Raw genomic sequence first — 12,638 nt, 5'->3', positions numbered from 1 at the left:
CCTTCTACTTTAGGACGGCTCTTCGCCGAGAGCCAGAGCGACGCACACGAAGTGCAGCGGCATTGTCCTCAGGAACGGTTTTCCGCGCCGGACTCGACGCGGGCGCAATCCGCGAGAAGGCGCCAGTCGTCGACGCCGTGCTGGCGGGCGAACCGGATCTCCGCGGCACGGAGGGCACGGCCGGCATCGCGGGCGCGCAGGATATCCACCGCTCCGATCGTGAACGGCACTCCCATGATCTCTTTTGCGAAGGCGACACGATAACTGGGCATGTCAGTCTCCATGACGGCGGCAGGAAGGAACGCGACATCGGCACCGTGTCCCGGCGCGACCATCAGACCTTGCAATCGGGTGCTTGCCAAGCCGGACCCGGCAGCATTGAGCCGGTCAACTCTGGCACCGGCAACAAAATCGATATGGGTTTGGCCAAATTGACCGGCAAGCCCAGGTCGGATGACCATGCTGCGACCCAGCCTCGGCCTTCGTGGCGGTTGTCCGAAGCTGGCCCGGCACGTAGTTCGCTGGCACCGCAACCGCCGCCGGATCGTCCCTCGATGACAACACGCACGCGCCTCGCCGTCCTCACGCAGAGGCTTTTCCGTTGAGCGACGGCCATCCGCATGGTTTCACCGCGAGGGCGCGCTTCGGCCTTACCCTGATCGCGGGCGGCGCCGTTGCCAACATCTACTACAACCAGCCGCTGCTGGCCCTCCTTGTCGCCGAGTTCGGCGAGCAGGCGGCCGTTCTGATTCCGACCGCTTCCCTTATCGGCTACGGCCTCGGCATCGTCGGCCTTGTCCCTCTGGGCGATACCCTGCCGCGTCGCAGCCTGATCATCTGGCAACTCTTGGGTCTCAGCATCGCGCTGATCGCCGCGGCGGCCGCCCCCACCCTGGCTGTCCTGGCGCTGGCGAGCCTCGTCATCGGGTTCCTGGCCTCGGCGGCGCAGCAGGCGGTGCCCTTCGCGGCGGAACTCGCGCCCGACGCCACCCGCGGCCGAATGGTCGGCCAGGTGATGACGGGTCTCCTGAGCGGCATCCTCCTCGCCCGCACCGTTAGCGGATTCGTGGGCGCGCATTTCGGCTGGCGGGTCGTATTCTTCGCGGCCAGCGGCATCGCGCTCGGCATTGCCGCCGTGGCGGCGGCGACCCTGCCGAGAACGCCGCAGACAGCCCCCCTGCGCTACCGCACCCTGATGCTGTCGATCATGGACCTCGTGCGGACGCAGCCGGTCTTGCGCAGCGCGAGCCTGTCGCAGGCCTTCCTGTTCGCCAGCTTCAACGCCTTCTGGGCGACCCTGGCGCTGCTGGTGGAAGCGCCGCCCTTCGATCTCACGGCGGCCGGTGCGGGCCTGTTCGGCATCATCGGGGTCTGCGGTGCCATGGTCGCGCCGCTCTCGGGCCGCTTCACCGACAGGCGGGGCGCCCGCCCGGTGGTGCTGGCCGGCGGAGCCTTCGTGATGGCGGCTTTCGCGGTGCTGTGGTTCGCCGGGGCATCGTCGCTGGTGGCGATCGGGCTCGGCGTCCTCCTCATCGACATCGGGATCAACGCCGCCCTCATCGCCAACCAGACCAGGGCCTATGCCCTCGTGCCGGGTGCGCGCGGCCGCATCAACACGGTGCTGTTCACGATGATGTTCGTGTTCGGTGCGATCGGGGCCTTCGCCGGTTCGCAGGCCTTCCTCCGCTTCGGCTGGGGCGGCGTCTGCGCCGTGGGGCTCTGCCTGGCGGGCGCGGGTCTCCTCGTGGCCGTGCTCGACCCGAGGCGGACGGCGACGGCCTGAGCCAGGTCAACGCAGGATGCGCGAGAGCCGGCACCACTCGGTCCTGTCCGCCGGCAGCCCGAATCGCAATCGCTCCGGCATCGGTTCGAACCGCCTCACATAGATGCCGGCCTGGCCAAGGCGTCGGAACAGGGCCGGCCCGTCGGCAAAATCCGCCGTGCGGAACAGGCACGTCCCCCCGACGACCGATCCTCCGCCACGGACAATCATGCGGTCGAGGCGGCCCGCATCAGCAGCGCGGGCGATTCGGGCGGCGTCCCGCCACGACTGATCGACGAGCGCCGCCCGGCCGATGGCGAGCGCCGGACCGGCCACCGCCCAGGGTCCCAGCGCCAGGGCGATCCGCCGCGACAGGGCCGGCTCAGCCAGGGCGAAGCCGAGGCGGAGACCCGCGAGGCCGTAGGTCTTGCCGAACGAGCGCAGCACCAGGATGCCGGGCGCGACATCGGCGGCGAGCGAATCGACGGGCTCGAGGTCCGCGAAGGCCTCGTCGACGACGAGGAGCCCGCCGCGCTGCCCGAGCGTCGCTGCCATCTGCAGGAGGCCGCGGGCGGCGACGACGCGGCCATCCGGGTTGTTGGGATTGACCACCACGACCACATCCGCGGACCCGGCCGAAGCCAGATCCGCCACCATCGCCACGACGTGTCCGCCTCGTTTCCAGGCGGCCGCATGCTCGGCATAGGTCGGTCCGACGACGGCGACCCGCGAAGGGGACCGCAGCCGCGGCAGGGTCTCGATCAGCATCTGCGTGCCCGGCGCCGCCACGATCGTCGCAGGGTCGGCGCCGTAGGCTTCCGCCGCCGCCCGAATCAGGCCGGCGAGGTCGGTGGCCGACGGTAGCCGTGCGAAGGCGCTGGCGGTCGGCGGCGGACACGGATAGGGGACCGGGTTGATCCCGGTCGAGAGGTCGATCCAGGGTTCGGGCGCGTCCGGAAACAGGCGCCGCGCCGCGTCGAGGTCGCCGCCATGGGCGATCGGTGCCCCCTCCCCGGTCAGAGATCCCTCCGCCGCAGAATGCCCTGGACCGCCCTCGCCCATCCGCCCGACACGCTTCCGATCCTGGTGCTCGCCCTCGCCATCGAGGCGGCGGCCGGCTATCCCGACGCGCTCTACAGGGCGGTCGGCCACCCTGTCACCTGGATCGGCCGCCTGATCGACGCCCTCGACCGCCGCCTGAACCGCGGCAGCGCCACCCGACGGAAAATGGCGGGAATCGCCAGCCTCCTCATCCTCACCGTGGTCGTAGGCGGTGTCGCGCTGGCCTTGAGCGCGCTGGCCGGGCTGGCCGGGCCATTCATCGGCCCGATCCTCATCGGCGTCGCCTGCGCGAGCCTGCCGGCTCAGCGCAGCCTCGACGAGCACGTCGCCAGGGTGGCGGCGGGCCTGCGCCGGGACGGCGTGTCGGGTGGCCGCACCGAGGTCGCCATGATCGTCGGGCGCGATCCCGAGAGTCTCGACGAGGCCGGCATCTGCCGCGCGGCCATCGAGAGCCTGTCCGAGAACTTTTCCGACGGGATCGTCGCGCCGGCTGTCTGGATCGGGATCGGCGGCCTTGTCGGAGGTGCCCTCTACAAGGCGATCAACACTGCCGACAGCATGATCGGTCACCGCACGCCCCGCCACGAGGCCTTCGGCTGGGCCTCGGCCCGCGTCGACGATCTCGTCAACCTGCCCGCATCACGGCTCTCCGCCGGGCTGATCATCGCGGCGGCAGCCTGCCATCGCGGCGCATCGGCGTCGGGCGCCTGGCGAGCCGTCCGCCGCGATGCCGGACACCACCGGTCGCCCAACGCGGGATGGCCGGAGGCCGCCATGGCGGGTGCCCTCGGGCTCCGGCTCGCAGGCCCACGGGTCTACGGGACCGTCAGGGTCGAGGATGCCTGGATGGGCGACGGGCGGGTCGAAGCCGGCGCGGCGGACGTGGAGCGGGCGCTGGCGCTTTACCGCACCGCCTGCGGCCTGCTCCTGGCTCTGGCCGTCCTCGCCGCGGCCGCTCTCCTGTCGGGGCGCTGAGCGTCAAGTCAGCGCGAGAAGGCGGTCGCAGTCCACGTGCCGCTCGATATAGTCGGCGAGGCAGTCGAGCACCGCATCGATCCCGGCCTCGTAGCCCTCGCCGCTCGATGCCGTGCCGAGCCGCGCGAGCCAGGCCGCGCGTTGGCGATCGTCGGCGAACAGGCCGTGGACATAGGTGCCGCCGACGCGCCCGTCGCCCGAGGTGGCGCCGTCCTCACGCCCATCCGCGAAACGGATCAACGGCCGAGCCGTGTCGGGACCGTTCGTCTCGCCGACATGCATCTCGTATCCGGCAAAAGGCACGTCGTCGGGCATGGTGACTCCGGTCACCCCTTCGAGACGCTTGACCGGAGTCATCACGGTCTCAACGTCGAGGAGCCCGAGCCCCGGCACCGAACGAGGCGCTCCCTCGATCCCGTGCGGGTCGGCGATGCGTCGCCCGAGCATCTGGTAGCCGCCGCAGAGGCCGAGCACCCGCCCCCCGCGACGGACATGGGCGTGGATGTCCACGTCCCACGCCTGCGCACGCAGGAAGTCGAGGTCGTCGATGGTGGTCTTGGAGCCCGGCAGCAGCACCAGGTCGGCGTCGCCGGGGATCGGCTCGCCGGGCCGCACCAGCACGACCGCGATGGTGGGCTCTGCCCGCAGGGGATCGAGGTCGTCGAAATTGGCGAGTCGGGGAAACACCGGCATCGCGACGACCCGCCTGCCGGGACCGGCGGCCGAGCCCTTCAGCCCCAGGATGTCTTCCGCCGGAAGGCGCGCCGCGTCGGGGAAATGCGGCACGAGGCCGAAGCTCGGCCAGCCCGTCCGCTCAGCGATGATGGCCATCCCGTCCGCGAAGAGGCTCGGGTCGCCACGAAAGCGGTTGACGATGAACCCGCGGATCATCGCGGCATCCTCGGGGTCGATCACGACCTTCGTGCCCACGAGGCTCGCGATGACCCCGCCGCGGTCGATGTCGCCCAGAAGGATCACCGGCACGTGGGCGGCGCGGGCAAAGCCCATATTGGCGATGTCGCCCCGGCGCAGGTTGACCTCCGAGGCCGAGCCCGCGCCCTCGACGACGACGAGGTCCGCCTGCGCCTTCAGATGCGCGAAGCTCTCCAGCACCGATGCGAGGAGACGCGGCTTCCAAGCCTGGTAGTCGCGGGCGGTGGCGGTACCAACCATGCGGCCCTGAACCACGATCTGCGATCCGGTCTCGCTCTGCGGTTTCAGAAGGACCGGGTTCATGTGGACCGACGGCGCCACTCGCGCCGCCCGCGCCTGCAACGCCTGTGCCCTCCCGATCTCGCCGCCATCCGCCGTCACCGCGGCATTGTTCGACATGTTCTGGGGTTTGAACGGCCGCACCGCGAGGCCGCGATTCGCGAAGGCCCGACACAGGCCCGCTACGATCAGCGACTTGCCGACGTCGGATCCGGTACCCTGGATCATGAAGGCACGAGCCGTCATCGTTGCAATCCCAGATCCGACAGCGGTTTCATCTCAAATCCACGGACTCGTGTCGGTCTCGGCGGCGCATGGCACCCGGTCCGTGATGGTCAACTGATGTTCACCTTTCTGGGCCGTCCCGACTTCCGCGGCCGGTAATGTGCCTGCAGCAGGATCGAATCCCGCAAGGCCGCCCGGCACACCATCGCCACCGGCGCCGGCACCGAGGCACTCCCCGCCTTGTAGGCGTTCCACGAACTGAGCGAGACGGACAGGAACTCGGCGGCTTCCTGGTTCGACATACCAACCTTAGCCTGCCAAGCGGCGAGATCCCGATGCCCGAACGGGCGCTGCTCGATCGCGAGCCGGTGCAGATGCTCGGCATCGATGGCGAGGTCGCCGTCCGGGTCTCCCCATTCGACGGAAGCCCCGTACTCGCCGACCCTCACAGTACCGAAAAGGGCCGAATCTGAGAGCGGATCCAGCACGGCGCCACCGGTGCCGATCCATCCGGCCAAGTCGATGCGGTCGGACGGGCCATGCTGCCAACTTACGGCGATCAAGGTCGGTCCGGTCCGGTCTACGGAGGCGATGCGAGGTAGGGTTTCGGCCATGGTGCCCTCCTCAGGCGACGGGGAAACGAGCATTGATGCGGTTCCATTCGGCCTTGAGCATGGCGACGTTGGCGGTCGCCCATGTCATCGCTGTTCGCTCGACCTTCGCCGGCACCGAACCCTTCAGAATGCGAAGCGGAGAGATCCCAACCAGGGCTTCGGCACCGGGCGCGAGGATGTGGAAATGCGCCGGAAGATGATCGTTCGCGTAGATGACGATGCGGACGTTTCCGAACTGGTAGATCTTGCCCATCGCCGCCATGCTGCCTGCAGCGAAAACATCATCCAGAAGCCGGATGATGTAAACAGCCGCGACGAACTTGCCCCTGCTCTATCAACGGTCGGGAACGGCCAGTGACCTGATCAGAACTCGATTCCCTCTTGCGCCTTCACCCCCGCCGCGAAGTGGTGCTTGACGACGGCCATCTCGGTGACGAGGTCGGCGGCCTCGATGAGCGCCGGCTTGGCGTTGCGGCCGGTGACGACGACGTGGAGGCCGGGCCGGCGCGCCTGGAAGGCCGCGACCACCTCGTCGATGGGCAGGTAGTCGTAGCGCAACGCGATGTTGAGCTCGTCCAGAACGAGGATTCGGATCGTCGGGTCGGCCATGAGGTCGAGGGCCTTGGACCATGCGTGCTCGGCCGCGGCGATGTCTCGGGCCTTGTCCTGGGTCTCCCAGGTGAAGCCCTCGCCCAGCGTGTGCCAGGCGATGCGGTCGCCGAAGGTCGCCAGGGCGTGCTTCTCACCGGTGTCCCAGGCGCCCTTGATGAACTGCACCACGCCGACCCGCCAACCGTGGCCGAGCGCGCGCAGCATCAGGCCCAGTGCCGCCGTGGTCTTGCCCTTGCCGGGACCCGTGTTGACGATGAGGAGGCCCTTCTCGATCGTCTTCTCGGCGACCTCGGCGTCCTGGACGGCCTTGCGCTTCTCCATCTTGAGGCGGTGGCGGGCTTCCTCGTCGAGGCTCATGCTTGCGCTCCGGGTTGCGGTTTGACGGTCATCGGCAAGCCGGCGACCATGAAGATCACGCGGTCGGCCTGCGCGGCGAGGCGCTGGTGCAGGCGTCCGGCCTCATCGCGAAAGCGCCGCGCGAGAGCATTGTCCGGCACGATCCCGAGGCCGACCTCGTTGCCGACGAGAACGATCGGGCCCGGGGCGTTCGCACAGGCATCGAGGAGTGCCGCGACGGCATCGGGGACGTCGGCGTCCAACAGGATCAGATTGGTCATCCACAGGGTCAGGCAATCGACCAGCACCGGCCCGTGCGCGCCCGCTATGGCACGGGGCAAGTCGATCGGCGCGTCACGCGTCACCCAATTCTCCGAGCGCCGCTCGCGATGGAGCGCGATGCGTGCGCGCATCTCGTCGTCGAAGGCCTCGGCGGTGGCGAGGTAGAGCCAGGGCGCGGGAGCGGCCTCGACCAGCCCCTCGGCATAGGCGCTCTTGCCGGAGCGGGCGCCGCCGAGAACGAGGGTCATCCGTGAAAAAGTCTGCCGCATCGGCGTCCTTTAGCCCGAAACCCGTCCACGGGGTCAAAGGAAGCGCGAATCCAATCGGGCTGCGCGTTGTACCTGCCTCCGCGATGGCGTAATGAGACGGATGGACGGTGCCCCGGCAACGGGGTGAAAAGGGAATGCGGTGAGAGCGAAGTTCGTAAGGATTTGCTCGATTCCGCGGCTGCCCCCGCAACTGTGAGCGGTGAGTGCCTGTCATCGGCCACTGGAGCGATCCGGGAAGGCGGCAGGGACGACCAAGACCCGCGAGCCAGGAGACCTGCCGTCCGCCCGCATTTCCTCGAACGCCGCCGGCGGGGCGGCCGGAGACACGCATGACGACGAACACGCTCACCCTTGCCGGCGCCCGTACCAACGAGCGCCTCGGCGCCGTGCTGATGGCGGCCATGCTCGGCCTCGGCCTCGTCTTCATGGCCGGCTTCGCGCCCTCGATGACGCTGCACAATGCGGCGCACGACTTCCGGCACGCACAGAACTTTCCCTGCCACTGATCCGTCCGGAACGGACCTGAAGGCAGGACGAATCCCATGATCATCCGAATGCTGTCGGCGGCACTGGTCGCCGGCTTCCTTGCGGCCGTCGTCGCCACGGGGCTGCAACTCGCCCTGACCTCACCGCTGATCCTCGCCGCCGAGCGCTACGAGACTCAGGCTTCTGCGCAAGTGCCGGTTCTGGCCGCCCTCGCACCGTCGTTGATGGTTCGCGTTCATGCCCACGGCGAAGCCCATGCGCCGACGGGCGGCAATGACGCCGTCTGGGAGCCGGCCCCCGGCTTCCAGCGGATGGCCTTCACGGCCCTTGCGACGCTCGTCGGCGGCGTCGGCTACGCGCTGCTGCTCGGTGCCGTCCTCGTCGCCTGCGGGCGCGAACCGACGATGGAATCGAGCGTCGGCTTCGCCGTCGCCGGCTTCCTGGCGGTGTCGCTGGCGCCTGCGCTCGGCCTGCCGCCGGAGCTTCCGGGCATGCCCGCCGCACCATTGGAAACGCGTCAGGCCTGGTGGATCATGACGGCCGCCGCTACGGCCATGGGGCTCTACCTCATCGCGATCCGGCGTGTGCCGATCACCATCCTCGGCGGCCTCGTCCTCGTCGTCGCACCGCACCTCGCCGGCGCACCGGAGACGGACCACGCCGCCTCCGCCCTGCCGGCGGGCTACGCCGCACAGTTCGCCGCGCGTTCGCTCGGCGTGTCCTTCGTGTTCTGGATCGTCATCGGCCTCGCCTTCGCCTGGGCCTGGCAGACGTTCGGCCGTACGCGCCCGGTCGCTGCCCGTGCCTGACATCGTCCTCTACGTCTGCACCACCTGCCGAATGGCGGACGACGCGTCAGAGCCACGGGCCGGCGCCCGCCTGCTCGCTGCCTTGCAGGAGGCGGTGGTAACGGACGGCGTGCGGATCGAGGGGGTCGAATGCCTCTCGGTCTGCAAGCGTCCCTGCACGGTGGCGGTCGCCTCGGAGGGCCGCTGGACCTACGTCTACGGAGATCTCGATCCCGTCTCGTCTGCCGGGACCATTCTCGACGGACTCGGTCTCTACGCGGATACGCCCGACGGGATCGTGCCTTGGAAGGCCCGTCCCGAAGCCTTCCGCAAAGGCGTCGTCGCCCGCATCCCGCCTTTCCCGCCGCCCGGCGACCAAAACCTCGCGGACGCAGCCGAATGAGCATCGTGGAAAAAATCCCCTGCACCATCATCACCGGCTTCCTCGGGGCAGGTAAGACGACCCTCGTCCGTCACCTCGTCGAGAATGCCGGCGGACGCCGGCTCGCGATCGTCGTCAACGAGTTCGGCGATATCGGCTTCGACGGCTCCTTCCTCGCGGCTTGCGGCATCCAAGGGTGTCAGGACGAGGACATCGTCGAGCTCGCCAACGGTTGCATCTGCTGCACCGTCGCCGACGACTTCGTGCCGGCCCTCAACAAGCTCCTCGACCGCACCGACCCGCCCGAGCACATCCTCATCGAGACCTCGGGCCTCGCCCTCCCGAAGCCCCTGGTCCAGGCCTTCCAGTGGCCGGCGATCCGCTCGCGGGTCACCGTCGACGGCGTCGTGGCGGTGGTAGACGGCCCGGCCGTCGCCGGCGGATTCTTCGCCGACGATCCGGCTGCACTCGCCGCGCAGCGCGCGGGCGATTCCAGCGTCGACCACGACAACCCGCTCGAAGAGGTGTTCGAGGATCAGCTTCTCTGCGCCGACCTCGTTATCGTGAACAAGGCCGACCTGCTCGACGAGTCTGGCCGCACCGCGGTGCGGGCCGAGATCGAGCGCCAGCTGCCGCGCGCCGTGAAGATGGTCGTGACCGAGCACGGCCGTATCGATCCGCAGGTGCTGCTCGGGCTCGGTGCCGCGGCCGAGGACGACCTGGCCTCCCGTCCCTCCCACCACGGCGAGGGCGAGGATCATGACCACGACGACTTCGAGTCGGTGGCGATCGCCGTTCCCGCCAGCGCAACGGCCGAGGATCTCGCGGTCCGCGTCGCCCGAGCGACGGAGACGGCCGGCGTTCTGCGCATCAAGGGCTTCGCGGAGGTCGCCGGCAAGCCGATGCGCCTCGTGGTCCAGGGCGTCGGCACCCGTATCGCCCATCATTACGACCGGCCCTGGCGCGGCAACGAGCCCCGCGACGGCCGCCTCGTGGTGATCGGGCTGAAGGGCTTCGACCAGGGCGCGGTCGCCGCCGCCTTGGCGGGATAGTCCGCCATGCACCTGATCCGCATCGATACGGTCTCCCTCGACGAGGGCGAAGCCGCGGTCGATCTCGGGCAGGCGCCGGGGGACATCGTCTTCCTGTCGTTCACGGATTCGGATCTGGTCGGCGTCGCGGCCGCGCACGCGGCGGAGGTGTCGCTCTCCGCAGCGGGTCACTCAGCCCCCCCCACCCTGCGCCTCGCCAAGCTCGCCAAACTGCGCCACCCGATGTCGGTGGATCTCTACGTCGATACCGTGATCGCCAAGGCGAAGATCGTCGTCATCCGCTGCCTCGGTGGCCTCGACTACTGGCGCTACGGCATCGAACGCGCCGCGGCAGCCGCCCGCGCCAACGGGGTCGCCCTGGCGGTCCTGCCCGGCGACGACCGGCCCGATCCCAGGCTCGACGCCTTCTCGACCGTGCCACCAGAACTGTCGGGCCTCCTCGACGCCTATTTCCGCGCGGGCGGCCCGGAGAATCTGGGTCGGATGCTGCGACGGCTCGCCGGAGAGATCGGCCATCCGGTGACGACCGAGCCGCCTCGCGCCTTGCCACGCGGCTTCCATTGCTGCCCCGGCTGCGGGCCAGTGTCGTGGGACCATGCCAGCGATGTCGGTCGCAGCCCGGTGGCCGAGCGCCACGGAGGCGCGCCGCCGCTCGCGCTCATCCTCGTTTACCGGTCGGCGATCCTCGGCGGCGACGGCGGCCCGGCGGCGGTGCTGGCTTCCGAACTCGGAAGCCGCGGGATCGCGTCGGTCGCCGTCGCGGTGTCGAGCCTGAAGGACCCGGAGGCGCTTGGGGCGCTTCGCGACGCCATCGCCGGGCAGAAACCCGATATCATCGTGGCGGCAACCGCTTTCTCGGCGCGTGACGATGCCGGATTCGTGCTCGACGACGCCGATTGCCCGGTGATCCAGGCCTTCACGGTTGGCTCGCCGCGAGCGGCTTGGGAGGCCTCCGCCCGGGGCCTGAGCGCGGCGGACCTCGCCATGCAGGTCGCCCTGCCGGAATTCGACGGGCGGCTCTCGGGCTTTCCGATCTCCTTCAAGGAGGAAGCCCCCGAGATCGAGGGCTTCGGCGAGCGCCGGGCGCGGCCCGACGCCGCCGGCATCGCGGCGCTCGCCGACCGGGTTGCGGCCTGGGTCCGGCTTGCCCGAACGAAGCGGGCAGAGCGCCGGCTCGCCCTCGTCCTCTCCGATTATCCAGCCCGTGGCGGGCGAGCCGGCTTCGCGGTCGGGCTCGATACGCCCGAAAGCGCGCGGACGATCGCCTGCGTCCTGGCGGAGGCGGGTTATGCCGTCGGCGCGCTACCGGAGGCCGATGACCTGATGCGTCGGCTGACCGGGGGCGATCTCGACGTCGCGGTCTCCCTGGACGCGTATCGGACATGGCTCGCCGGCCTGCCGGAGGCGCTGCGGGAGACCCTTCGCACGCGCTGGGGTGCCCCGGAGGACGATCCGGTCTGCACAGATGGCGCCTTCCGGTTCCGGAGCGTGTCCTGCCGCACCCTTCAGATTTTCCTCCAACCCGACCGCGGCCGCTCTGCCGACCGAAAAGCCGGCTACCACGACCCGGACGAGCCGCCGACCCACGGCTATCTGGCGTTCCATCTCGGCCTGCGGACGCGGTTCGATGCGCTGATCCATCTCGGCACCCACGGCACCACGGAATGGCTGCCAGGCAAGGCCGTGGCCCTGTCACCCGATTGCTGGCCGGCGCTCGCGGTGGGGCCGCTGCCGGTGATCTATCCGTTCATCGTCGATGATCCCGGCGAGGCCGCACCGGTCAAGCGCCGGCTCGGCGGCATAGCCCTCGGGCACCTGACGCCGCAGGCTGTCCAAGCCGGCTTGAGCCCCGAGGCCGCGCACCTACGCGAGCTCGTCGAGGAATATTCGGGCGCCAGCGTCCTCGATCCGCGCCGGGCCGCCATCATCAGCCGAACCATCCTCGACGAGGCAGACGCAGCCGGGCTGATCGCCGGCGCTGGGATCGATGCCCAGACGCCGATGGCCGACGCACTTGCCGCCCTCGACGCGCATCTGTGCGACCTGTCCGAGGTCACGACCCGTGACGGGCTCCACGTCTTCGGGCAAGCCAGGTCTGGAGCGAGCGACGCCGCGGCCGCCTGCGCCGTGGCCGAGCGGAGCGGGCTGCTGGTTGCACTCGACGGACGCTTCGTCCCGCCGGGGCCGGCCGGATCACCCTCCCGGGGCCGCACCGACGTCATCCCCACGGGTCGAAACCTCACGACCCTCGATCCCCGCGCAATCCCGACCCGGTCCGCCACGATGCTCGGCGCCAAGGCCGCCGATGCGGTGGTGCTGCGCTACCTTCAGGACGAGGGCGAATACCCTGCCCGTATCGTCATGGACCTCTGGGCCTCCCCGACCCTGCGCACCGGCGGCGAGGACGTCGCCCATGCCCTTGCGCTGATGGGCGTGCGCCCGGTCTGGGACCATGCCTCGACCCGCGTGACCGGCTGCGAGGTCCTGCCTCTCGCCCTCCTCGATCGGCCGCGCATCGACGTGACCGTGCGGGTTTCCGGTGCCTTTCGCGATACCTTTCCCGAGACCCTGTCGCTCCTCG

General features: G+C 69.8%; 13 protein-coding genes, 1 pseudogene and 1 riboswitch. Of the genes and pseudogenes, 7 read left to right on the top strand and 7 right to left on the bottom strand.

All coding sequences use genetic code 11. The features are described from left to right. Positions 1–68: 68 nt before the first annotated feature. Positions 69–272: a hypothetical protein gene (locus tag ACFE7U_RS04840; protein WP_375408611.1), complete on the bottom strand. Its 204-nt coding sequence runs from the start codon at positions 270–272 to the stop codon at positions 69–71. Between the two features lie 329 nt (positions 273–601). Between ACFE7U_RS04840 and ACFE7U_RS04835 the strand changes: the two genes are divergently transcribed. Further along, positions 602–1,783 (top strand): MFS transporter, encoded by a 1,182-nt coding sequence (locus ACFE7U_RS04835; RefSeq protein WP_375408599.1) that lies wholly within the window; start codon positions 602–604, stop codon positions 1,781–1,783. 6 nt (positions 1,784–1,789) lie between these two features. Here the strand turns inward: ACFE7U_RS04835 and cobD are convergent, their stop codons facing one another. Continuing rightward, complete coding sequence (gene cobD, locus ACFE7U_RS04830; protein ID WP_375408598.1) at positions 1,790–2,824, bottom strand: threonine-phosphate decarboxylase CobD; 1,035 nt, start codon at positions 2,822–2,824, stop codon at positions 1,790–1,792. Between cobD and cbiB the strand changes: the two genes are divergently transcribed. After that, positions 2,801–3,799: an adenosylcobinamide-phosphate synthase CbiB gene (cbiB, locus tag ACFE7U_RS04825; RefSeq protein WP_375408597.1), complete on the top strand. Its 999-nt coding sequence runs from the start codon at positions 2,801–2,803 to the stop codon at positions 3,797–3,799. The genes cobD and cbiB overlap by 24 nt on opposite strands. Positions 3,800–3,802: 3 nt before the next feature. Here the strand turns inward: cbiB and ACFE7U_RS04820 are convergent, their stop codons facing one another. From ACFE7U_RS04820 to cobU, 5 genes are all read right to left on the bottom strand, one after another. Continuing rightward, on the bottom strand, positions 3,803–5,257 hold the full coding sequence (locus tag ACFE7U_RS04820; protein WP_375408596.1) for a cobyric acid synthase: 1,455 nt from the start codon (positions 5,255–5,257) through the stop codon (positions 3,803–3,805). Between the two features lie 89 nt (positions 5,258–5,346). Beyond that, positions 5,347–5,850, bottom strand: coding sequence for a hypothetical protein (locus tag ACFE7U_RS04815; RefSeq protein ID WP_375408595.1), 504 nt, complete (start codon positions 5,848–5,850; stop codon positions 5,347–5,349). A 10-nt stretch (positions 5,851–5,860) separates the two neighbouring features. Then, the gene (locus tag ACFE7U_RS04810) at positions 5,861–6,103 is read right to left on the bottom strand and encodes a DUF4160 domain-containing protein (RefSeq protein ID WP_375408594.1); all 243 of its coding nucleotides are present in this window, start codon (positions 6,101–6,103) and stop codon (positions 5,861–5,863) included. Positions 6,104–6,213: 110 nt separating this feature from the next. Then, a complete protein-coding gene (gene cobO, locus ACFE7U_RS04805; RefSeq protein ID WP_375408593.1) occupies positions 6,214–6,819 on the bottom strand; it encodes a cob(I)yrinic acid a,c-diamide adenosyltransferase in 606 nt (201 codons plus the stop codon). Further along, positions 6,816–7,349: a bifunctional adenosylcobinamide kinase/adenosylcobinamide-phosphate guanylyltransferase gene (gene cobU / locus ACFE7U_RS04800; RefSeq protein WP_375408592.1), complete on the bottom strand. Its 534-nt coding sequence runs from the start codon at positions 7,347–7,349 to the stop codon at positions 6,816–6,818. Before cobU ends, cobO begins: the two co-directional genes overlap by 4 nt. Before the next feature lie 88 nt (positions 7,350–7,437). After that, positions 7,438–7,646, top strand: a riboswitch (cobalamin riboswitch). A 32-nt stretch (positions 7,647–7,678) separates the two neighbouring features. Here cobU and ACFE7U_RS04795 point away from each other — a divergent pair. The 5 genes and pseudogenes from ACFE7U_RS04795 to cobN form a co-directional block, all read left to right on the top strand. Continuing rightward, positions 7,679–7,855, top strand: coding sequence for a CbtB-domain containing protein (locus tag ACFE7U_RS04795; protein WP_375408591.1), 177 nt, complete (start codon positions 7,679–7,681; stop codon positions 7,853–7,855). A gap of 36 nt (positions 7,856–7,891) precedes the next feature. Next, on the top strand, positions 7,892–8,644 hold the full coding sequence (locus ACFE7U_RS04790) for a CbtA family protein (RefSeq protein WP_375408590.1): 753 nt from the start codon (positions 7,892–7,894) through the stop codon (positions 8,642–8,644). After that, positions 8,637–9,026, top strand: a complete 390-nt coding sequence (locus tag ACFE7U_RS04785; RefSeq protein ID WP_375408589.1) for a DUF1636 family protein — start codon at positions 8,637–8,639, stop codon at positions 9,024–9,026. Before ACFE7U_RS04790 ends, ACFE7U_RS04785 begins: the two co-directional genes overlap by 8 nt. Further along, the gene (gene cobW, locus ACFE7U_RS04780) at positions 9,023–10,057 is read left to right on the top strand and encodes a cobalamin biosynthesis protein CobW (RefSeq protein ID WP_375408588.1); all 1,035 of its coding nucleotides are present in this window, start codon (positions 9,023–9,025) and stop codon (positions 10,055–10,057) included. The genes ACFE7U_RS04785 and cobW overlap by 4 nt, the downstream gene beginning before the upstream one ends. Positions 10,058–10,063: 6 nt before the next feature. Then, positions 10,064–12,638 (top strand): annotated as a pseudogene (gene cobN, locus ACFE7U_RS04775) (cobaltochelatase subunit CobN); the annotation flags it as partial.

It is taken from the genome of uncultured Methylobacterium sp., assembly GCF_964251405.1.
GTDB lineage: Bacteria > Pseudomonadota > Alphaproteobacteria > Rhizobiales > Beijerinckiaceae > Methylobacterium.
Note: the sequence above shows the minus strand (reverse complement) of the source record. Positions and strands in the feature narration are given on the sequence as shown.

Excerpts from the sequence above, each read along its gene's own strand:
- ACFE7U_RS04840 (WP_375408611.1), bottom strand. The coding sequence starts at position 272 with ATGCCCAGTTATCGTGTCGCCTTCGCAAAAGAGATCATGGGAGTGCCG.
- cbiB (WP_375408597.1), top strand. The coding sequence starts at position 2,801 with ATGCCCTGGACCGCCCTCGCCCATCCGCCCGACACGCTTCCGATCCTG.
- cobD (WP_375408598.1), bottom strand. The coding sequence starts at position 2,824 with ATGGGCGAGGGCGGTCCAGGGCATTCTGCGGCGGAGGGATCTCTGACC.
- ACFE7U_RS04820 (WP_375408596.1), bottom strand. The coding sequence starts at position 5,257 with ATGACGGCTCGTGCCTTCATGATCCAGGGTACCGGATCCGACGTCGGC.
- ACFE7U_RS04815 (WP_375408595.1), bottom strand. The coding sequence starts at position 5,850 with ATGGCCGAAACCCTACCTCGCATCGCCTCCGTAGACCGGACCGGACCG.
- ACFE7U_RS04810 (WP_375408594.1), bottom strand. The coding sequence starts at position 6,103 with ATGGGCAAGATCTACCAGTTCGGAAACGTCCGCATCGTCATCTACGCG.
- cobO (WP_375408593.1), bottom strand. The coding sequence starts at position 6,819 with ATGAGCCTCGACGAGGAAGCCCGCCACCGCCTCAAGATGGAGAAGCGC.
- cobU (WP_375408592.1), bottom strand. The coding sequence starts at position 7,349 with ATGCGGCAGACTTTTTCACGGATGACCCTCGTTCTCGGCGGCGCCCGC.
- ACFE7U_RS04795 (WP_375408591.1), top strand. The coding sequence starts at position 7,679 with ATGACGACGAACACGCTCACCCTTGCCGGCGCCCGTACCAACGAGCGC.
- ACFE7U_RS04790 (WP_375408590.1), top strand. The coding sequence starts at position 7,892 with ATGATCATCCGAATGCTGTCGGCGGCACTGGTCGCCGGCTTCCTTGCG.
- cobW (WP_375408588.1), top strand. The coding sequence starts at position 9,023 with ATGAGCATCGTGGAAAAAATCCCCTGCACCATCATCACCGGCTTCCTC.